The following is a 21,920-nucleotide window of genomic DNA, read 5'->3' on the forward strand; positions in this document are numbered from 1 at the left end:
CCCCCTTTATTTCTATTACTATTATAATTGCATATCGCTTTTGTGTACATAAAAAATCGCTCGCCATTACGAACGAGCAATATTTTTATAATTTACAGTCTTTACAATATCCATACACAGTTAAGTCATGTTGTTGGACTTGAAAGTCATTTTTACTAGCAATCGTATCTATTGCATGATGAACTAAACAATCTATTTTTATTTTGGTATGACAGTTTAAACAAATCATATAATGATAGTGCATATTTTCCATATAGTAATAATAGGCACTTCCTTCAATTATACTTTTGGCAATGACTCCTTCTTTTTGAAATAAATCCAGTGCACGATAAATTGTCGCTAGATTCATTTGTCCATCCAGTTTTTCATACAACATTTCTGCATTATATAAATTCTCACGATCTTGTTTAAATAAATCCAATAGTTGCTTTCTATGTTTCGTTAGTCGCATCTAGTTACCTCGTATTCTCTTATATCCATAACATACAAATAAAATCGCAGTATATGCAAGAACAATCGTAGAACCCGTTGGAAAGTTTAAATGATAACTAGCTACAATTCCAACAAACATTCCAATGACTGCAAAGATGATCCCAAAGATTAAGGTTTGTTTAAAACTCTTTGAAAGTTGGACAGCACTAATACTTGGAAAGATCACAAATGCAGATATTAATAAAGTTCCTGCACTTCGCACACCCAACACAACAAATATTGCAGTTGCAGCAGTTAAGGTATAGCGTAAGAGTGTCACTTTAACTTTACGAAAACGTGCATACGTTTCATCAAATGTCATAGATAATAGACTTCGATAATTCACACAAACAAATATCACAACAAGCAATGCAAGTATTACTGTACTTATCATTTCTGTTGTACTCACCGTTAAGATACTACCAACAAGTAATGATTCGATGGAGCGATTAAATCCATCACCTACGGTTGCTACAATTAATCCAATTGCTAAAGATACGGCACTAACTACACCAATTGCAGTATCACTATTAATTCCTGGTTTACTAGATATATAGGTAATCGCAAAACTTGCCACAACAACAAAAGGTAAAGCAAAATATAACGATTGTTCACTAAGTAAAAATCCTAAGATAACCCCAGTAAATGCAATATGACTCATTCCATCTGCAATCATCGCTTGATTACTGAACACTAGAAATGGAGACAAGCAAGCTGCACTAATCGCTAATGCAATACCTAAAATCAAGGCATATATCATAAAAGGATATTGAAACATACTAAACATGTGTGTGCCCTCCTTCATGAATGCATTTGTACTCTTTGACACTTCCATAGTAGTGAATTTTTTGATCAACATATAAGACTTTTTTATTCTCATCTTGATACTCATGTAAATCATGTGTAATGTATAAAATCGTGATTCCTAAACGATGGAGTGATTCTAAAAGTTGATTAAAATGATCACGAAATCCTGGATCTAATGCACTGGTTGGTTCATCAAGTAAAACCAGTCTTGGCTTATTGATAAGTGCACGAATTAAATATACACGTTGTTGTTGTCCACCTGATAATTTATCAATTGGCATTTTTAAAGTATGTTCTATTTGCATCGTATGTAGCCATTTCTCAATTTGTTTACGTTGTACTTCCTTTATATGTAAATACTGCTTATCAAAACCTGAGTAAATAACTTCCTCTACCGTAATGGGAATGTTTCGCTTATTAAAGAGTTTTTGTGGTAAATAACCAATGCCACCTTTCGTATCCACACGTACTTTCCCACTTGTTGGTTCAAGTAAACCAGTCAGTGTTGCTAGTAATGTGGATTTTCCACTCCCATTGGGTCCAATGACGTACACAAAGTCTCCTTCATCGACTTGGAAGGAAATGTCATCTAAAGCCTTGTAACCTTCAAAATGGACACTTAAGTGTTCTACATCAATTAGACAGTGCTTGTTTGATGTTTTCGATGTTTTGTTTGAAGAGGTCTGCATACGTTACTCCTTTCTGTGCTTGTTCTTTTGAAATATTATGATATCCATGCAATTCAAGTATTTCGATTTCATAGTGTTCTTGCTGAAGTGTTTCTTTTATTAACGTAGCGACACGTGGTTCTACAAGTTCTTCTGTAAACACATCTTTTGCTTGATATTCTACAATTGCTTCTTTAAGTGTTTCTAGTTGCTTTGCCGTTACATCTGCATCTGGTTTAAACTGCTCACTTAGCGATACGATATTGATGTGATATCGACTGCTAAATGCATCCATCGCATTATGACCCGCAAAGAAAATGGTTGGATCTTCTTGTTTATATATGTAATTTGAAAACTCTTGATGCAATGAAGCGATTTCATCTTTATAAGCTTTTGCATTTGCTTCATACGCACTTTGGTGTTCTTTATCTACTTCTACTAAACGCTCACACACTGCATCAATTAATTGCATATAGGTTGTTGGGTCAACCCAAAAGTGTAAACTTGCATGATCTTCATGATCATGTTTTGCTACATGTACATGTCCAACCCCTTGATCATTTTCATCGTCATGTTCCACAAGGGTGAAACTTTCAGATAAATCAAGACTTTGCTTTTTATGTGCACTTGAACTTGTCCATGTCTCTAGTTCTTCACTTAAGAAAATAAAAAGATCTGCTTCATCTATTTGCACCATGTCTTTTGCAGTTGGTTCAAAATTATGAAGTTCACTTCCCCATGGGGTAATATTTTTAACATCTATTATGTCTTTTCCTATATTGGTTGCTAAATCATAACCAATAAAAGAACTGACAACTACTTGAACTTTATGATTGCTTTGTGTTGGTTTTGAGGTAGTACATCCACTTAACAATAAACCAAGCACAAGGATTGCTACTATTTTTTGTTTCATATCTCTCTCCGTTTTTGCGAACCATTCGCAAATGGGATTATACCACACAAAGTTAGATAACGTAAACTGTGATGAATGATAGAAATGCCTTTCCTTTTCAAAAGATATATTCTATAATACTTTTTATCGGACAAAGGAGAACGTATGGTTGGATATATAGCTGCAACACTTACAACTATTTCATTTATTCCACAGGTGATTCAAGTTGTAAAAACAAAAGATACATCAAGTATTTCACTAGGAATGTATACCCTATTTGTGGTTGGGGTAGCCATGTGGTTAGTCTATGGTTTAGTTATTGGAGATTTACCAATGATCATCTCAAATGCAATCACAACAGTGCTATCAAGTATCATTCTTGGATACAAAATTAATGCAGTTCGACAAAATAAGAAATAAATATAAATAAGTATCCTGGTCAATACAAAGGGATACTTTTTATATACTGATAAATGTATCGTTATTTACCTTATATTTATTGTATGATATAATTTTTATCGATCAAAATAAGGAGAATATTATGATAAGAAAAAAATCGATCGTTACTTGCGTATTGCTAAGTATTTTCACTTGTGGAATCTATTCATTTATTTGGATAAATTCAGTCACAAATGATGTTGCCTTTTTACGAAAGGACTCATCATACCGTTCAGGTGGAATGGTTGTTCTATTAACCATCATTACTTGTGGTATTTACGGTTATTACTGGATTTATCAAACAAGTAAAGATATCTACTATCTGGAACAAGATTATGGATTTAGATCTTCAGATAACACTGTATTAAATATCATCTTAGCAATCTTTACTGCATATGTTGTTCCTTTAGCAATTATGCAATCTTCAATTAATAACCTAATTGATGCAACACAAAATTAAAGACATCCTGCTTATTGGTTTAGGTCTTATGATTGCATTTTTCATTCTTGGTTACTACTGTCCAATTTCAACAGTCATTGGAATACCATGCCCAGGATGTGGAATGACTAGAGCCATGATTCAATTACTGCAATTCAATATTGAAGATGCTCTTTATTTTCATCCATTATGTATTATTTTTGTGTTTTATACCTTATGGATGATGATTTTGTTTATAAAGCATCGAAGCTTTTATAACAATGGTGCGAAATATACTACTTGGATACTTATCATTGTGTTTATTGTTACTTATTCAATACGAATGATTACAATTTTTCCAAATGAACCTATGCCATTTAGTAAACAAGCATTTATTCCTAAAATCATAAGCACATTACAAAAATAAGCTAAACACAAAAAGGTGTTTCTCTCATTAACAAAATGAAAGAAACACCTTTTTACTTACTTTTCTATTTGTATCATTATTTTTAATACATCATTTCATATACAATAAGAATTATAATAGATAAGACCCTACGGGATACGTATACTCTTTCAAATCTTTTGTTGTGTGGCACCTTTTCATTTATAGACTAACATATTTATAATTACTTATATTAAAAAATGATTGACAAGTCAACGATATTCGATATAATAGTTGAGTCGTCAACTAATTAGGAGGAATATATGCAAAAAAACATAGGTCGTTTAGTCTCGATTGTATATCGTAAACGACAATCAATTATCAATGGTCTTTTTCATGAAGAAAACTTACCGAATGCAGAGGTTAGTATACTGCTACATCTCTATGGAAATGATGGTCTTTCACAAGAAAAACTGACCAAGTATCTCTCTATTGATAAGGCTGCAATTGCTCGCAGTATTTCCTCTTTAGAGACAAAAGGATATCTGCGTCGTGTAAGAAATCCAAAAGACAAGCGTGAGTATCAAATTCATTTAACTCAACTTGGGATGGATTCTGAAGACCTTGTCAAAGGAAAACTAGATCGCTTGAATGAATCGCTACTTGAAGGGGTTCAACAAAAAGATATCGACATTGCCTATGATGTGCTAACAAACATCATCAATAATCTTGGAATCAAACTCCAAGAAGAAAGGAAGTAATATGATAAAAACCTTAGCGAAAAGTATCAGAGAATATAAAAAGGATTCTATCAAAACGCCAATTTATGTATCTCTAGAAGTTATTATCGAATGTTTTATTCCATTCCTTATCGCCTCTTTGGTAAATGATATTAAAGCAGGAACGAGCATTTCACATTTGGTATACCAAGGAATCTTCTTAGTTATTCTTGCGGGAATTTCATTAACACTTGGTACCTTATCTGGATATGCGTGTGCTAGTGCTTCATGTGGATTTGCCAAAAACTTACGTAAAGATATGTATTACAACATTCAAAATTTTAGTTTCGCCAATATTGACCGTTTCTCTACATCATCATTAGTCACACGATTAACAACCGATGTAACAAACGTTCAAATGGCATACATGATGATCATCCGTACAGCAGTACGTGGTCCAATTATGATTGTCTTTGCCTTTGTGATGGCATACATCATGGGTGGAAAAATGGCATTTGTATATTTATTTACTGCACCAGTTCTTGGTTTGGGTTTATTCTTCGTGATGCGTAAAACCATTCCAATTTTCAAACGTGTATTTAAGAAGTATGACAACTTAAACTCTTCCATCCAAGAAAACGTAAAAGGGATTCGTGTGGTAAAAGCATTTGTTCGTGAAGATTACGAAATGTCAAAATTTGAAAATGCAGCAACAAGCGTAACTGCTGACTTCACAAAAGCAGAGCGTATCTTAGCTTGGAACTCACCAATTATGCAATTCTGTATTTATTTTATGATGATTTTCGTATTAACTGTAGGATCGTATACAGTAATCACAAGTCGTGGAATGGATTTAGATGTTGGACAAATGTCTGCGTTATTAACGTATTCCATGATGATTTTAAACTCACTAATGATGTTATCGATGGTGTTTGTGATGATCACTATGGCAGATGAATCAAGTCACCGTATCGTTGAAGTATTAAATGAAAAAACAACAATCGATGAAAACGTTGATGGAATTAAGGATGTACAAGATGGTTCCATTGATTTTGTCGATGTAAACTTCGCTTACTCATCTCATGCAAAAAAGATGGCGTTAAGTGATGTAAACTTACATATCGATTCAGGACAAACGGTGGGAATCGTTGGTGGTACAGGTAGTTCTAAAACAACACTCGTACAACTTATTGCTCGTTTATACGATGTAACAAGTGGTTCTGTAAAAGTTGCTGGTATTGATGTAAAGGAATACAACCTTGATGCACTACGTGATCAAGTATCGATGGTGCTTCAAAAGAATGTATTATTCTCTGGAACCATCAAAGATAACCTACGTTGGGGAAATGAAAATGCAACAGATGAAGAAATGCAAGAAGCTTGTAAACTTGCACAAGCAGATGAATTTATCTCACGCTTCCCTGAAGGGTATAACACATATATTGAACAAGGTGGAACAAACGTTTCTGGTGGACAAAAGCAACGTCTATGTATTGCAAGAGCATTACTAAAAAAACCAAAAATCTTAATTCTAGATGATTCAACTAGTGCTGTTGATACCAAAACAGATGCACTGATTCGTCAAGGATTTGAAAAGTTTATTCCAGATACTACAAAGATTATCATTGCTCAACGTATTGCTTCAGTTGAGGATAGCGATTTAATTATCGTAATGGATAAAGGAAAAGTACATGCAACTGGTACCCATGAACAACTGCTTGCAAATAATGAACTTTACCAAGAAATCTATTACTCACAAAATAAGAAAGGAGAAGTACTCGATGCATAACCAAAGTCATTCAAGTGTCGCATGGCGACTTATTAAAACCGTATTCTCCTTCTATCCAGTAGCTATGCCAATCATGGTTGTATGTATTGTATTTAATGCCATCATTGGTAGTATACCTTCAATCTTTATGCAAAATGTAATTGCCATTATCGAACAAAACTGGGAACATGGTTCTTGGTCAAGTGTCAGTGGTGAAATTATGAGTCTAGTCTCTATTTTGATCGCATTATATGTACTTGCCTTAATTTCAAGTATCATCTTCAATCAAATGATGGCGGTTGTTTCACAAGGAGCACTACGTAAATTTAGAATTAAGATGTTTGATAAAATGGAAAAACTACCAATTTCATATTTTGACCGCAATCCACATGGTGACATCATGTCGTACTATACAAATGATGTGGATACCTTACGTCAAATTATCTCGCAAAGTTTTCCGCAACTACTTATTTCTTCATTGACAGTTATTACCATTTTTGGCATTATGCTGTACTTCTCATTTTGGATGACAGCAGTTGTGGCCGTTGGAATTGTAGTGATGTTATATGTTACGCGCAAGATTGCTGGAGGAAGTGCTAAATTCTTCCTGCGCCAACAAAATGCCTTAGCCAAAGAAGAAGGATTTGTTGAAGAGATGATGAATGGTCAAAAAGTCATCAAAGTCTTCACGCATGAAAAACAAAGTAAGCAAGCTTTTGATGAAATCAACGAACAATTATTCTCTGATTCTCGTCAAGCAAATAAATATGCCAATACCTTAGCGCCAATCATTATGAATATTGGAAACGTATTATATGTTGTTGTTGCTATATTTGGTGGAATCTTCATCGTTTCTGATGTTCAAAACATTTCATTTTCTGGACTTGCATTAAGTGTTAGTGTCGTAATTCCATTCTTAAATATGACGCGTCAATTCTCTGGAAATATCAATCAAGTAAGTCAACAAGTAAATGCAGTTGTTATGGGACTTGCTGGTGCTCGTCGTGTCTTTGAACTGCTTGATCAAGAAGAAGAAAAAGATGAAGGATATGTCACACTTGTTAATGCCAAAGAAGTGGACGGAAAACTTGTACCTTGTAAAGAACGTACAGGTATTTGGGCTTGGCAGCATCCACATAAATCTGATGGAAGTGTTACTTATAAAAAAGTAGAAGGTGATGTTCGCCTTATTGACGTAGACTTCGCCTATGTACCAGGAAAAACGATTTTGCATGATATTAGTCTATACGCAGAACCTGGACAAAAAGTAGCATTTGTTGGTTCCACTGGAGCTGGTAAAACAACAATCACCAACTTATTAAACCGCTTCTATGATATCCAAAAAGGGAAAATCCGTTATGATGGAATCAATATCAATAAGATAAAAAAAGCGGATCTTCGTCGCTCTATTGGAATCGTGTTGCAAGATACAAACTTATTTACTGATACCGTATTAGAAAATATCCGTTATGGTAAGTTAGATGCCACTGATGAAGAATGTATGATTGCTGCTAGATTAGCTGGAGCTGATGACTTTATTAGTCGTTTACCAGATGGATATAATACGATGTTAACTGGTGATGGTGCCAACTTAAGTCAAGGACAACGCCAATTAATCAGTATCGCACGTGCGGCAGTTGCTGATCCTCCGGTAATGATCTTAGATGAAGCAACAAGTTCAATTGATACGCGTACAGAAGAAACTGTACAACGTGGTATGGACGCCTTAATGTTAGGTCGTACCGTATTTGTTATTGCACACCGCCTTTCAACAATCAAAAATGCTGATGTCATTATGGTTATGGAACACGGACGCATCATCGAACGTGGTAGCCATGAAGAACTATTAAAAGAAAAAGGAACATACTATCAACTGTACACTGGTGCATTTGAACTAGAATAGCAAAAAAGGATTCATCGAATCCTTTTTTTATACCCTTTAGTTGTTCTCTATATATGCTTTTACATCAAATAATGAATTTGCAATATAAATTGCTTGTTTCTTTTGTATATCCGTAGCTGGTAGTAAATCAGGAACCATAATACATGGAATACCTGCACGATATGCTGCTTCTACTCCTAAGTATGAGTCTTCTAAAATAAGTGCGTGGTTCTTTTCTACGCCTAAACAATCCACGATTGTATTATACATCTCTGGATCTGGTTTGCGTTTACTGACTTCATTACCACATAGGATGTAGCAAAATTCATCAAAGAGCTGTACTCGTTTTAAGCGTTCATCATTCAATTCACGCTTGGTTGATGTTCCTACTGCAACTTTCACACCATGAGTTTTAAGGTACGCAATAAGTTCTTTTGCTCCTGGTTTTACTTCTAATTCCTGTTCAAGTAATTTCATTCCCGTATCACGAACATCATCTAAGATTGCAAGTGGATCGTCTTGATCATTTAATTCTTCTAGCATAATTGCTTCTACAACATTGCCTGTATGTCCAACACATTTATAAAATACTTCATCACCTAAGTGTTCAATATTATGCTTTTTTCCAACTTGTTGCCACGCTTTTTGCCATACACTTTCCGTATCTAGCAATAACCCATCAACATCAAATATGACTAATTCTAATTTCATGATAACCCTCTTTTTTCTCTTTCAAGTATAGCAGTTCTTAGACATGCAAACAATCGTCATTCTTTCATATTCACTTTTTCCATACAGACATTTACAAGTAACGCACAAATCATCAAACATGCGCCAATTGCTGCCGTAAATGTAAATGACTCATGTAAAAATAATATTCCCCATAAAGATGTAAATAGTATTTCTGACATACAAATTACGTTTGCAGTAAATGCATTTGTGGTTTGAATACCTTTGGTAAAAAAGAAGCCAGATAATCCATTTTGGATAATTCCAACAACTAAAATTAATGGAAGTTTAGGTAAAGCAAGAACAACTAATTCGCCTTGATATGCACATACTCCAAGAATGATATTTATCATAAATGCAAAAATCAATGCACTGTATGGATGTGCTTGTTTCTTTGTATTGAGATAGAATTGGAGCCCAAAGAAAGCACCAGATATAATTGCTAATGCATTTCCTACAATACCTCCTGCTTCTAAACTATCAACAAAGAATATTCCAATTCCTAAAAACGCAAGTAAAATTACACCGATTTGATATGGCTTTGGCATTTTACGACGGTCGATACTTTGATAAATTAACACAAAAATCATAGAACTATACTGTAAGACAATTGCATTAGAGATACTTGTATTTTGATTGGCATATACAAAAGTTACCTGCATGAGCACTTGGCAAATGGCACATAGGATAATAAAAAGACTGCATTTTATTGGGGCTTTTCGGTGGATCAGTAAGGTGAAAAGTAATGCGATAATACTTGTACTACCCGATATAACAATACCTGGAAGATCTAAGAACCTTACAAATAATCCTGAAGTACTCCAAAAAATAGCAGTCAAAAAGATATAAATTTTACCTTTATCCATCAATCATCAAATGGATCATCTTCACCTGCTGATACAGTAAACATGCCAACTTGTTCCTTACCGATTGTAGATACTTGTGCCAAAATCGTATCAATGTCTTCTTCCATACTCACTTTTACTGCAGTATCTAATAACATTCCTAGATTGCATCCATAAAATACATGATACTTTTCTTCTTGCATCGCTTTCATAATAGCAGTATTAAATGGAGAACCACTTAATAAATCCGCAAAAACGATTACATGCTCATAGTCTTTCATGTATGCATATGCGTCATCTAAGTTTTTCTGTAATTCCGTTGCAGTGTCTGTGCTAGGAAAATCGACCGTATATACATGTGGTTGATTTCCCATAATCACTTCAAGTGCACTTTTAAATCCACTTGGTAGGTGACCATGTCCAATAATTAATATTCCAATCATACTGATAATTCCTCAACATATTCTTTAATTTCTAATAAATCCTGAATCACGTGATCTGCTTTTCTATTATCATGCTTAATCACTTGATCTTCAAGAGCTAATACAAAAAGTCCTGCTTGCTTCGCTGCTTGAATACCATATACAGAATCTTCAACAACAACGATATCCTCTCGATTTGCATTCATTTTTTGAATCATTGTTTCGTAGATTTCTGGATGTGGTTTGGTTTGTGTAAAATCTTCTCCACTTAGTATATATGTAAAGTATGAACGAATCTTACATGCATCCAATACCTCAAGTATATTGTCCATTGGCGATGATGATGCAAGTCCAATTACTATTTGATGTTCACTAAGGTAAGCTAGGATTTCATCAACTCCTGGCTTTTTAATTTTACTGTAGTCAACTGGATGTTGCACAAAGAATGCATCTTTGCGTTTACGTGTTTCTTCAATTGAAAGATTGAGAAAGGAAGAAATTAAAACATCTTCCTTTTCTCGTGATGAACCGACAAGTTCGAGCATATCTTCAACAGTTTTATGTACTCCTTGCTCGTGTAGAAACTGTACAAAAAGTTCTAAATACACGATTTCACTATTAATGAGTACACCATCCATGTCGAATACTACATAGTGTTTTTTATTCAAAGTGTGCAAGTGGGTCTTTAAATGGATTCACACATGTATCAATACCAATGTCTTTTGCCCCCTTAGCTGCAACAAATTGACAAGGTACTGTGTAAGCAATTGGTGCTAAATATTTGTTTGCTTTATATGTGAATTTTACATCGCGTGCATCTGTTTGCGCATCTTGACAAGTAATCAAGTGTACTCTAGGTGTGTACTTTTTAAATACTTCTCTAAAATGTAACATGCGTTCGTATTCTTTATCATCTGAACCAAACATAATGATTGTTTGTTTGTCTGTTAATCCCATTGTTGGTCCATGAACAAACTCTTCCATCTCATAACCAATCGTTGGTATACGTAACATTTCTCCAATTTTCAACATTCCTTCCAAAGCTGATCCAAAGTCCACTCCATATCCTAAAACAAAGATGCGATCACTGTTTACGATAGTTGTTTTATTTGCTTCATACCATGCTTCACTTTCTTCGATAACTGATTGAAAGTTTGCTGTAAAATCATCAACTTCTGCTAGCGCATGTTTATATGCTTCATCATCATACACACCCCAACTGTGTGCAGTTGCAATTGCCCACATATATAAAGTTAGTAACGTAACTGTATATCCTCTTGTTTCTGGTGGAGTTAATTCTTTTCCACAAAGTAAATCGATAACTGTATCTACGTGTTTTGTGATTTCACTATCCAATGCTTCTGTTAGAGCAATGGTTTGATATCCTTGTTCTTTCGCATATTTCATCACATTTACTGTTGAAATTGATGTTCCTGATTGACTAATCCCCACAAATAGAATTTCATCATTTTCTAATGTATATGTCCAATCTGCTTTTTCATAGTTTTCAAATACGGTTGGGTACTCAGCACGTGCATCGATACCAACAATATGCTTGAAATAATATGAAGCGACAACTGCAGCATTGTAACTAGTTCCTGAACCAAAGAACAAAATCTTTTTTACTTTTTTATCTGCTAGTTTATTTACAAATGGTACTGTATATACCTCGTGATCTTTAAACGCCGCTTGTAACGCTCTAGGTTGATCTTTCATATAACCTAATACTGTTGCTTTTTCCATCATTTGAACCCTCTCTTATTTCTTAAAGTCTTCTGTTATTTCTTCTCTTGGTTCACTTGGAACCATTTGTGAGAATACTTTCACCCCATATGTGTTGACTAATTCTTCAAAGTCCGCTTTTTCTTCAGGACTTACAAAGACCGTTTTCTTTATTTGTTTTGCATCATCTTTGGTTGACATATTACCAATAGTGATTTCGTTAACTACATATCCGTTTTTTGCCATTTCTAAAATTGGTTTTGGGCGATTACAAAGAATCAACACACGAATTCCTTCATCGATTTTACGGATAAATTTATCTGCTGCTTTCTCTGGTGAAAAGATTGAAAGCTTACTTCTTGCTGGTGTACCAAACTTCAATGCAGTTTTTCTTGCTTCATCATTCACAATAACATCATCAACAATTGCAATTCTTTCTACATTAAAGTGCGGAATCCAAAATCCTACTACTTGACCGTGTATCAAACGATCATCAATGCGTACATCTACGATTGCCATAATATCTCCTTCTTATAAAATTCCTACAACTCCACAAATGAATCCAACAACACAGATTCCAAAAATAATTTTCATTACGCCAATTTTTTTGCGTAGACATCCATAAATCGTTAGTGTTGCAAGTAGTGGTAATAACTTAGGAACGATTTGATCTAAGTATTCTTGTAAGACGATTTCACTACCAGAGATCGTAAAGGCCAATGGTGAAGTAATATCTACCCAAGAAGCGATCATACATCCAATAGCTGCTGCCCCAACAATACCCGCACAGAATGTAAATAATTCCATTTTTCCGCTAGATTCTAAATCATTTAATAATTGACTACCATTTTTATATCCAAGTTTTAAACCAAACCAACGTGTTGCAAAGTTTGGAATATTGAATAATAGTAACAACATAATTGGTCCTAATGCATTTCCATCTTGAGCAAATGATACCCCGATCGCACAAGCGATAATTCTAAAAATACCCCAGAAGAATGTATCTCCAATTCCACTAAGTGGTCCCATTAAAGCAACCTTAATTGAGTTAATTGTTGTTACATCAAAGTCTTCATCTTTTTTTGCTAACTCTTCCATTGCAATAGAAATTCCCATTACAAATGGTGCAGGTGCAACTGTCATGTTGAAAGCTGCAATATGTCTATGACAAGCGGCTTTTAAACCTTCTTCATCATCTTTGTATATTTTTTTTAAAGCTGGAAGCATGGCATATAAATATCCAAGACCTTCCATACGTTCATAGTTGAAAGAACCTAGTAAGGTAAATGAACGCCAGAAAATTGAACGAAAATCTTTTTTGGTAATGTTATTTTCAACACTGATTAGATCTGTATTCTTTGCCATAATTAATCCTCCCATTCATCAACAACGTTTTGTTGAACTGCTGCAGGACTGTTTTGTTGTCCTGAACGAAGTAGAAATACCATCCATGCAATTGCAACTGCAATTGCTGTTACTGCTACCATTGTTAATTCTGTATATGCTGCAATTACGAATCCAATAATAAAGAAAGGAATTAAATTTCTTTCCATGATAATATTCATCAACAATGCAAATCCCATTGCAGGCAAGATTGAAGCAATTGCTTGCAGTCCATTGTTTGCCCACTCTGGTAATCCATTAACGATACTGTTAATCGCATCATTTCCAAAGTACATTACGATAAATGTCAAACCAAAGTACAACAAGAATGTAAAGAATCCACATAAGTAGTGAATACTAATTGCACCTTTTAAATTTCCTTCATCAATTTTACGATCAGCTGCAACCATCAATCCAGAGAATGCAGTTAATAGTAATGTGTTTAAGAATTGCATAATTACTGCAACTGGTAAAGCAAATACAATTGCTGCTTCTGCCCCTTTCCCAGTCATAATTGCTACTGCAGCTCCAATTGTACCCCCTGTACCAATATCGAGTTGAGCAGTTGGTCCAATTCCTGTTGCTCCCATCCACATCATTTGTAATGCGGCACCAATCATTAATCCTTTTTCAACATCTCCAAGGATCATCCCTACTAGAAATCCGGTAATTACTGGTTCACGAAACTTCGCTTCACCAAGCCAACCACCTTCGAGTTGTGTTAATGCGGCTACACAACCAATTAATACTGCTTGAATTAGTGTCATACGTTTTCCTCCTCGTACATAACATGAAACACTGTGTTCACAAATTGGTATATATTGGTATACCATATATACCTTTGATAATTTATATATACCACCTTTTTTATTCTATGACAAGTAAAAATGTGAATATTTTGTGATTTTTGACGCAAATCATAAAAAAACCAGCTAGATTCCTCTAACTGGCTAACGTGTTTCATTGTTTTTTGCTTTTCTTGTAACATACCGAAATGATGTATATTCAGGTAAATGATAGGAAATGGTATACTCGATTAAGCGATGATCTTTATCAAAACCAAAGTAATCAAATAAGAATACATTTCGTGGTTTTTCTTCATGAAACAGCGATACATACATATCTGGTATTTTTGCGATTTTTAAATAGGATACAAGTTGTGTAGGACGATGTCCTTGTTCTTCCATATAGTCATATAGTGATTCGTCTAAGAAATCAAAACGTTCTGCATCACTAAATAAGTTACATGGAAAGTATGCTTTTTGTAAGGCATATGGTTTTCCATTAATCAAAGATAAACGAACAAGTTCATAGACATTTTCACTGTCTGGAAAGAAGTCATATAATGCATCTTCATTCTTTACTTTTTGAAAAGAAATGATTTCTCTAGATGGATCTAGTCCCTTTTGACGGATTTGTCGAGTTAAGCTTATGAGTTCATTATCTCCTAGTTCTACTTTTCGACTGACTACTGGCATGCCACTTACAAAGGTTCCTCTACCTACTTCAGCAGATAAAATGCCTTCATCTTCTAGTAATTTAATTGCTTTTCGTACGGTCATTCGATTGATTCCATACTGTTCTGACATTGCTCTTTCACTTGGTAAACGATCGCCAATTGCAAGTTCTCCATCTACGATTTTCGTTTTGATGTTATCTGCAAGTTGTTCGTATAATGTCGTTGGTTTATTCATATGCACTCACACTCCGAAAGTGATAAAAACTTGGTAGTGCAATCAATTCAAAACATTCCAGTGGTGCAACATCATCTTCTGTATACGCTTTTCCTTTGATCATTAACACTTCTGTTTCATCTTCTGCTAATTCCAGTAGTTCTTTCTCTGAAGCATTTGCATCAACGATAAAAATTTCTTCTTCACTTTTTGTTGATTCCAATCCATAGTCTTGTTTGATTTTATCGTAAAATGATTGATTAGAAAAATCTGCCGTTTCAATCCCAGGTACCTTTCGATAATCCACATAAGTGGTTTCAATCGAACGCGGTTTTCCTTCAACAATACGAACTTTCTTCAAACAAAACACTTTGGAAGCCAAACTCAATCCGAGTTGTTTACTAATTCGACGATTGGCTTCTTGCACCTCACAAATCAAAATTTTATAAGTAAAGGTCAATCCTTGTGCAAGAATCGCATGTGTGACAGAAGAAAACTTATCTAATTCTTTTACGATATGTACATCATCATTACGCATAAGTATCTCCTTTTTCTTTGATTATATCATGAATAAATTAAATTGGTATATCTGTAAATCTATTCTATACCAATACATAATTTCTTGCTAGTAAAAAAGGAAATCGTTTGTATCGACTTCCTTTATATGATTCTATGAATTGTGTTTTCTACCTTCTCTAATAAGCTTATACATACCAAACAAACCTGCACCACTCAAAATAAGGATTACTAGATATATTGGATCATTTGCCTTCATACCAGTAATTGGTCCATCTCCATCATCTGGACTTGTATCACTACCTTTTGGTACTTCAGGTGTTTGTGTTCCGTCACTTGGTGGTGTTGGTTCTAATGGATCTACTGGTTTTGGTGGTGTCGGTTCATTCGTGTCACGTTCTACTGTATTTGTGATGTGAATAACAAGATCACTTGTCACCGGATAAAAAGAAGCATCATATGCATGTTCACCACTACCATCATTTACGGTATAGCTAACATCATAACCTTCTAAAAGCACTTCTGCGACTTTTACTTTATAGCCTTCAGGTATATCAACAATTGTAATCGGTGCATCTTTACTTCCCAATTGGAAACTGATCATACCATTTGCATCGGCTAGCACATTTGTTCCATCACTAAGTGTTACATATCCTGTAAGTGGATGTCCTTCATCATCTTGAATATACACTTGAACGGTATACGCTTTGTCTACTAATGCAGGTGTTGTACTATTTGTAACTTCAGCTATGGTTACTGTATGTGTATCTACAACTGGATCATTTTCCCAAATCGCATCAATATGCAACACCTTGGTGTTGTTACCAATATCTTGTAGGATAACTCCTTGCGGCAATTGTTTTAAATCAAATCCATGCATATCATCATCCGTAATATCGATACCTTGTTGGGTAATATCATTATTGACTCGAAGTACGTATTTTACAAACGTACTATAAGTAAATGTAAATCCAATTTCCTCATTGTTTTTTAGAGGGATCGTTGGTAGTCCATCCGCCAAATTATACACAAACACTTGTGATTTTGTTGCTTCAAAGAAGGTTGGGTTTTGCCCATGATATTTCACGATAATCGTACCTGTCGTTGGTTCTTGTGCTTTTTCATCAAAGTTAATATCATAACTGTTTAATGGACTTTGTTGGTAGTCTGGCTCTGCACTATGTAAATCGGGAGATACACCTTGTACTTTCATTGGTATATATGCATCATATTTTTCAATTGCGTTATTTGGAATAAAAAGTACATCTGCGCTATTTCCTTGAAATATTGTATCTGCATCAATATGCATTCGTTCATACATATTTACAAGTGCACCATTTTCTTCGATTTCTGGATTGATGTAAATCGCTCCTCCATCTCCTGCACTCGTATTTGAACTATACTCTGTAGTTGCATGGTTATTGGTAAATGAACTGGCTCCACTAATACGTATAGATGTCGCACTATCAATATACATTGCTCCGCCAAACTCTGCTTGTCCACCATCAACGGATACATTACTTGCTTCAAACACCGTTGCACCTGTGATATAAATTCCACCACCATAGGTAGCATTTTCCGTATTTGCTGACAAATCGCGTGATGTCAATTCACTTTCTAATTTGGAATCTTGAATATAAAAGTTGGAATCCACAATCATCATTGCTCCACCTTTAAAACCAAGTGCTGGTGCCATGTGTGTACTCTTGTTATCGATAAAGGTTGAATTTTGCACAAAAACATCTGCACCTTTGGCATAAATCGAACCACCTGATCCACTTGCATGTGCATCCGTCGTTTTTAAATTATCAATAGACACAGACGCATTTAGAATATGAAAATCTCCACCTGATAAAGAAGAACTACTACTTGTAATTGTAAGATTCTTTGCATCAATTTGTGGTACACCTGCATTTGTTCGATCTAAATTCGAGTTATCAATATAAAATGCACCACCATTACCACTTGTTGCAACTCTTGATACTTGAAGTGTATCTATAGCCACCGTGACATCTTTAAAAAAGAATGCTCCATTAAATGTTGCTGCGGGTGTATTTACTTTGCTATTTGTAATGTGCACATTATATGTTCCTGCAAGTAGTTCTTGATTCGATTTACTATTATCATAATACATCACCGAACCATGACCACCTGCAGCTGATGCTGTCATCGCTTTTGTTAAATTAAATGTAACAGCATCAAGCACTATTTGCGCATTATCATATGCTTCAATTGCACCACCAAGTTTTGCAACTGTTTGATTAAATGTCACATTGGATAAGGTAAGTTTTCCACCACCTACATAAATCCCTCCACTATACGAACTTGGATTTGCTTCATTTGCTTGGCCAGTTAACGTTATTGTATGACCACTAGTATCAACAATGGATAAATCTCCATTTTTTGTTACCGAGAAGTGTCTTTTTCCTTCACTTACTTTCAAAGTAATATTTAGATTCGACGCATTTGTAATTACCACTTTGTGATTAATCACCAGTGTATCCTTCATCGGATGTTTAAACATATCATTGCTTGTAATTGCGATACTTTGGGCACCTGCATCAATTGCTGCTTTTAGTTCATCATAGGTTGCAACATTGGTTGTGACACCCAGAACATTCTGTTTTTCTTGTGTTTGCAGCTTTGGTGTTGTATATGCAAAACCTGTTAACATACTTACACCCACCATCATTACAAGTAACAATCGCAATTTTTCATGTATTTGTTTACGCACTAAAAATTTCATCGTACTCATCTCCCATCTCCATTCTAAATGTAACACTTACTACTAGATACATAAACTATAATGCTTAATTTAATCGTTTTATTATAAACAATTTATAAAGGAACATCTCATCGTGAAATGTGCCTTTGTTATAAGTATAAAATTAACTTTGATACAGAATAATCAATACTAGACAGTACAAATATACATAGTGAAAACCGTAATACATATCTGTCTCCCATAAATAATTACTTTCCTTATGTTGTTTTCGCATATCCCTTACCTTTACTTTCCTTTTTTCCTAATTTCACCATATCAAAGAACGATAGAAGTAGCAAAGAAAGTACATGAATAATTTATAAATTGAAAACTAATAAAAAAGCAAAAAAGGGCGTATGCCCTATTATTCAATGTCTTGATTTAGTTGTATATACCCCATACACGATGCTTCACTTAGAAAATGAAAGCCAAGTTTCTTATAGAAGTTTCGATGTTGCTCATCATCTTCACTAATTAGTACTTTTTGATAACATGATGCATAATCCATCAACACTTCATTTACAAGTGCTGTTGCAATTCCTTGATGCTGATAGTTTGGATGTACAACAACATCTTGTATGTAAATAATTGACATTCCATCACCAACTACTCGGATACATCCAATTAAACGCTCTTGATCGTATACCGTATACACACATAGTGATGCTTTGTAACATGCTTCAATGTTTTTTACTTTTTCCATATAGAAATCCCAACCAACTAGTCGATATAAATCCACAAGTTCATTTTGATTAGGAATTTTATCTTTGATGATATCCATAACATATCCTTTCTTTATGCAGTACGAATTGGTATACCTAAACGGATGGTATACGATGTGCCATCATTTTTTATATCCACTTCGCCTTGGTGAACTTCAACTACTTTCTCAATACTCTTCAAACCAATCTGATTACTTTCAACATGGTTGCTGCTCGCAATTTCATTTTTAAATGTTACTTCTAACATTCCTTTATGCACTTCCACAAGCACAATTACTGGTGTTTGTTGTGCTCCATATTTACGTATATTGGAATACATATTATCTATTGCCCGTTTTAGCAATAACACATTCATTGGCATTATCAAATTTTCGTCATAAGTAAATCGCGTTTGTAAGCTAAATCCTTCATGTTCAAGAAGAATACATCCCTCTTGAATATATAGGATAATATCTTTTAATGGAGTTGGCTGCAAATCTACATTCCCTTGTTTACCGTATACTAAGAAATACGAGAACATCTCATCTGATAAATTGCGAATTTGTTCAACCTTATCAATTGATTTTTCGATATATTCCGCATTTTTCTTAGGATCTTTTTGATATTTCACAATTTCTAAATATCCAAGTAATGAAGTAAGAGGTGTGCGTAAATCATGTGAAATCGAAGTAATTAAATCTCGGTTGGATTGTTGGAGTTTTTCTTCATTTTCAATTGTTTCTAAAAAGGATGCACGCATATGATTCATATCATCTGCAAGTTGTGCAAGTTCATCAGAACCTTCAACACATACGAAATGGTGTAAATCTCCATTTGCTAGTTTTTCAATATCTTCTTGCATTTGACGGATTTGCGTTACTTTGTATTGAATGAAATTCATTAGGACTAGCATATACAGTAAAATTGCAACCAATACAATGATTACTTGATATGGATATACATACGGTATGAGTGGATAGTAATACATGTTTAATGTAATTTCGCCACCATTATAAAACAGCCGTGTTGATTTAGACATCGGCACTTGAATGACATTTACATGCTCTTCGTATAGTGAATATGAATCAAACTTCTCATATCCGGAGATATGTGCTCCATCGGGAGAAAGAAAATCTATCCCTGCATTTGCCGGTGTAATGTCTTTTAGTATTTCAGTTACTTTTACATAGTCAAAATCTACTTTTTGTGCTTTATTAATTGCATCTTCTAGTACACGTTCATCAATTTCTGGCATTTCAAAATCCATTTTATTTCTCACAAATTCAAAAAATGAATATTTATTTTGGTTTGCGACAGAATAGAAACTTAACCCCAATACAATTGCGATAATATTTACCACAATTAATTGAATCGATAGTTTATGTAAAATTTTGATTCGACTAATTCGATTGGTAAAATTACGAATCACTTGTTTTTGATATAGCTTACTCAAGATAAAATAACTCAATACACCAATTATGATACTCACACATGCAATGACTCGTACATACACGATAAAAAAATCAGGATATAGTGGCCAAGCGATAACACTTGCTTCAGCATCCCCAATATATAATGTATATTCTAATATATGTGCTTCATCAAAGTAAAAGTTCTCAGCTGGCCATTTTTCACTCATCAAAAACAAATAATTATCTGTCCAATCATTTCCAATAAGTTGCATTGCATAATCATTGAAATTTTTATTGATATATCCTGAGATTTTTTCTTGGTCTCCATAACTATGAATATCTAAGTTTTCGACTTTGCTTTGCATCTTTTCTAGTCGTTCATACGTATCTTCCTGATTATGTTTGTTTGTATAATCTGTTATCTCTATGACACGAAAACGAAATGCATATAGAAAAAAGAAAGTGGTAGTCATAATCACAATACTAAGAAACACACGCACGAGTTTTCTAAGTCTACTTGATTGCATCAAATGTATACCCCTTTCCCCATACTGTTTTTATATAGTTTGGTTGTTGTGGATCGTCATGTAGTTTTTTACGTAGATTTCGTATATGTACCATTACAGTATTATTAGCACTTTGATAATAGGTTTCATTCCATACGCTTTCAAACAAATGTCTAACCGAAAAGATTTGATTTGGGTTTGTTGCTAGAACATGTAATATTTGATACTCAATATCTGTACATTCACAATCTACATCATCCAAATACACTTTTTGTTGTTTTTCATCAATGCGTAATCTACCAAAATCCAGTATTTCACGTTCTTTTACAGGTGCTTCTTTTCCTTGATAGACATAATACCGTCTTAGCAAGGCTTTTACACGTGCAGTTAATTCATTATACGAGAATGGTTTAGTTAAATAATCATCTGCTCCACTAGAAAAACCGAGTGTTTTATCACTCTCTGCTCCTTTGGCACTCAAAAACAAAATTGGTGCTTTACTTTTTTCACGTATGATTTGACATGCTTGATAGCCATTCAAATTGGGCATCATAATATCCAAAATAATAAGATCAATATGTTCATCACACATATCTATTGCCTCTTGTCCATCTTTGGTCTCGATGATTTCATATCCTTCACTAGATAAAAGGACACGAATCACTTCACGGATTTCTTGATGATCATCAGCAACTAATATTCTCGTCTTTTTCATATGTTTATTATACACAAAGATAGTTATCTTTTGTCTTTTTCATGAATAATTAAGAATTCTTAAGATTTTCTTTCGCTGATTCTT

Annotated in this window: 24 protein-coding genes; 6 read left to right on the forward strand and 18 right to left on the reverse strand. The window is 34.2% G+C overall.

The window, feature by feature from the left end; translation table 11 throughout:
* Window positions 1-85: 85 nt before the first annotated feature.
* Genes EDD63_RS00495 through EDD63_RS00510 form a run of 4 tightly spaced genes read right to left on the reverse strand, consistent with a single transcriptional unit; the run spans window position 86 to window position 2,859 of the window.
* A complete protein-coding gene (locus tag EDD63_RS00495; protein ID WP_134167374.1) occupies window positions 86-451 on the reverse strand; it encodes a Fur family transcriptional regulator in 366 nt (121 codons plus the stop codon).
* Window positions 452-1,258 (reverse strand): metal ABC transporter permease, encoded by an 807-nt coding sequence (locus EDD63_RS00500; protein WP_166667489.1) that lies wholly within the window; start codon window positions 1,256-1,258, stop codon window positions 452-454.
* The gene (locus EDD63_RS00505) at window positions 1,251-1,967 is read right to left on the reverse strand and encodes a metal ABC transporter ATP-binding protein (protein WP_134167378.1); all 717 of its coding nucleotides are present in this window, start codon (window positions 1,965-1,967) and stop codon (window positions 1,251-1,253) included. Before EDD63_RS00505 ends, EDD63_RS00500 begins: the two co-directional genes overlap by 8 nt.
* Window positions 1,912-2,859 carry a metal ABC transporter substrate-binding protein gene (locus EDD63_RS00510; protein WP_134167381.1) on the reverse strand — a complete coding sequence of 316 codons (948 nt, stop codon included), beginning with the start codon at window positions 2,857-2,859 and terminating at the stop codon, window positions 1,912-1,914. The genes EDD63_RS00505 and EDD63_RS00510 overlap by 56 nt, the downstream gene beginning before the upstream one ends.
* A gap of 144 nt (window positions 2,860-3,003) precedes the next feature.
* Here EDD63_RS00510 and EDD63_RS00515 point away from each other — a divergent pair, with 144 nt between their 5' ends.
* The 6 genes from EDD63_RS00515 (at window position 3,004) to EDD63_RS00540 (ending at window position 8,469) form a co-directional block, all read left to right on the forward strand.
* Window positions 3,004-3,258, forward strand: a complete 255-nt coding sequence (locus EDD63_RS00515; RefSeq protein ID WP_134167383.1) for a SemiSWEET transporter — start codon at window positions 3,004-3,006, stop codon at window positions 3,256-3,258.
* A 121-nt stretch (window positions 3,259-3,379) separates the two neighbouring features.
* Window positions 3,380-3,736 (forward strand): DUF4234 domain-containing protein, encoded by a 357-nt coding sequence (locus EDD63_RS00520; protein ID WP_134167385.1) that lies wholly within the window; start codon window positions 3,380-3,382, stop codon window positions 3,734-3,736.
* A complete protein-coding gene (locus tag EDD63_RS00525; protein ID WP_134167387.1) occupies window positions 3,720-4,121 on the forward strand; it encodes a DUF2752 domain-containing protein in 402 nt (133 codons plus the stop codon). Before EDD63_RS00520 ends, EDD63_RS00525 begins: the two co-directional genes overlap by 17 nt.
* Before the next feature lie 281 nt (window positions 4,122-4,402).
* Window positions 4,403-4,840, forward strand: coding sequence for a MarR family winged helix-turn-helix transcriptional regulator (locus tag EDD63_RS00530; RefSeq protein WP_134167389.1), 438 nt, complete (start codon window positions 4,403-4,405; stop codon window positions 4,838-4,840).
* 1 nt (window position 4,841) lies between these two features.
* Window positions 4,842-6,587, forward strand: coding sequence for an ABC transporter ATP-binding protein (locus tag EDD63_RS00535; protein ID WP_134167391.1), 1,746 nt, complete (start codon window positions 4,842-4,844; stop codon window positions 6,585-6,587).
* Window positions 6,580-8,469, forward strand: coding sequence for an ABC transporter ATP-binding protein (locus EDD63_RS00540; protein ID WP_134167393.1), 1,890 nt, complete (start codon window positions 6,580-6,582; stop codon window positions 8,467-8,469). The genes EDD63_RS00535 and EDD63_RS00540 overlap by 8 nt, the downstream gene beginning before the upstream one ends.
* A gap of 36 nt (window positions 8,470-8,505) precedes the next feature.
* On the opposite strand, the gene EDD63_RS00545 is transcribed toward EDD63_RS00540, so the two are convergent.
* The 14 genes from EDD63_RS00545 to EDD63_RS00610 all read right to left on the reverse strand — a co-directional run bounded on the left by EDD63_RS00545 (window position 8,506) and on the right by EDD63_RS00610 (window position 21,836).
* Window positions 8,506-9,159, reverse strand: a complete 654-nt coding sequence (locus tag EDD63_RS00545; protein WP_134167395.1) for an HAD family hydrolase — start codon at window positions 9,157-9,159, stop codon at window positions 8,506-8,508.
* 56 nt (window positions 9,160-9,215) lie between these two features.
* Window positions 9,216-10,043 carry a DMT family transporter gene (locus EDD63_RS00550; RefSeq protein WP_134167397.1) on the reverse strand — a complete coding sequence of 276 codons (828 nt, stop codon included), beginning with the start codon at window positions 10,041-10,043 and terminating at the stop codon, window positions 9,216-9,218.
* The gene (locus tag EDD63_RS00555) at window positions 10,043-10,465 is read right to left on the reverse strand and encodes a PTS sugar transporter subunit IIA (protein ID WP_134167400.1); all 423 of its coding nucleotides are present in this window, start codon (window positions 10,463-10,465) and stop codon (window positions 10,043-10,045) included. The genes EDD63_RS00550 and EDD63_RS00555 overlap by 1 nt, the downstream gene beginning before the upstream one ends.
* A complete protein-coding gene (locus EDD63_RS00560; RefSeq protein ID WP_134167402.1) occupies window positions 10,462-11,082 on the reverse strand; it encodes an HAD family hydrolase in 621 nt (206 codons plus the stop codon). Before EDD63_RS00560 ends, EDD63_RS00555 begins: the two co-directional genes overlap by 4 nt.
* Window positions 11,083-11,104: 22 nt before the next feature.
* Window positions 11,105-12,190: an SIS domain-containing protein gene (locus EDD63_RS00565; protein WP_243833710.1), complete on the reverse strand. Its 1,086-nt coding sequence runs from the start codon at window positions 12,188-12,190 to the stop codon at window positions 11,105-11,107.
* A gap of 12 nt (window positions 12,191-12,202) precedes the next feature.
* On the reverse strand, window positions 12,203-12,685 hold the full coding sequence (locus EDD63_RS00570) for a PTS sugar transporter subunit IIB (protein ID WP_067422832.1): 483 nt from the start codon (window positions 12,683-12,685) through the stop codon (window positions 12,203-12,205).
* Window positions 12,686-12,697: 12 nt separating this feature from the next.
* Complete coding sequence (locus EDD63_RS00575) at window positions 12,698-13,531, reverse strand: PTS system mannose/fructose/sorbose family transporter subunit IID (RefSeq protein ID WP_134167404.1); 834 nt, start codon at window positions 13,529-13,531, stop codon at window positions 12,698-12,700.
* Window positions 13,532-13,533: 2 nt separating this feature from the next.
* Window positions 13,534-14,316, reverse strand: a complete 783-nt coding sequence (locus EDD63_RS00580; RefSeq protein WP_134167406.1) for a PTS mannose/fructose/sorbose/N-acetylgalactosamine transporter subunit IIC — start codon at window positions 14,314-14,316, stop codon at window positions 13,534-13,536.
* A 183-nt stretch (window positions 14,317-14,499) separates the two neighbouring features.
* Window positions 14,500-15,243, reverse strand: coding sequence for a GntR family transcriptional regulator (locus EDD63_RS00585; RefSeq protein ID WP_134167408.1), 744 nt, complete (start codon window positions 15,241-15,243; stop codon window positions 14,500-14,502).
* On the reverse strand, window positions 15,236-15,760 hold the full coding sequence (locus EDD63_RS00590) for a GntR family transcriptional regulator (protein ID WP_134167410.1): 525 nt from the start codon (window positions 15,758-15,760) through the stop codon (window positions 15,236-15,238). The genes EDD63_RS00585 and EDD63_RS00590 overlap by 8 nt, the downstream gene beginning before the upstream one ends.
* Before the next feature lie 132 nt (window positions 15,761-15,892).
* Window positions 15,893-18,484 carry a DUF7601 domain-containing protein gene (locus EDD63_RS00595; protein ID WP_166667490.1) on the reverse strand — a complete coding sequence of 864 codons (2,592 nt, stop codon included), beginning with the start codon at window positions 18,482-18,484 and terminating at the stop codon, window positions 15,893-15,895.
* Window positions 18,485-18,866: 382 nt separating this feature from the next.
* Complete coding sequence (locus EDD63_RS00600; RefSeq protein WP_134167413.1) at window positions 18,867-19,283, reverse strand: GNAT family N-acetyltransferase; 417 nt, start codon at window positions 19,281-19,283, stop codon at window positions 18,867-18,869.
* A gap of 14 nt (window positions 19,284-19,297) precedes the next feature.
* Window positions 19,298-21,142, reverse strand: a complete 1,845-nt coding sequence (locus EDD63_RS00605) for a sensor histidine kinase (RefSeq protein WP_134167415.1) — start codon at window positions 21,140-21,142, stop codon at window positions 19,298-19,300.
* Entirely contained in the window at window positions 21,129-21,836 is a 708-nt protein-coding gene (locus EDD63_RS00610; RefSeq protein WP_134167416.1) for a response regulator transcription factor, read from the reverse strand. The genes EDD63_RS00605 and EDD63_RS00610 overlap by 14 nt, the downstream gene beginning before the upstream one ends.
* Window positions 21,837-21,920 lie beyond the last annotated feature (84 nt).

This window comes from Breznakia blatticola (genome assembly GCF_004365815.1).
Taxonomy (GTDB): Bacteria; Bacillota_I; Bacilli_A; order Erysipelotrichales; family Erysipelotrichaceae; genus Breznakia; species Breznakia blatticola.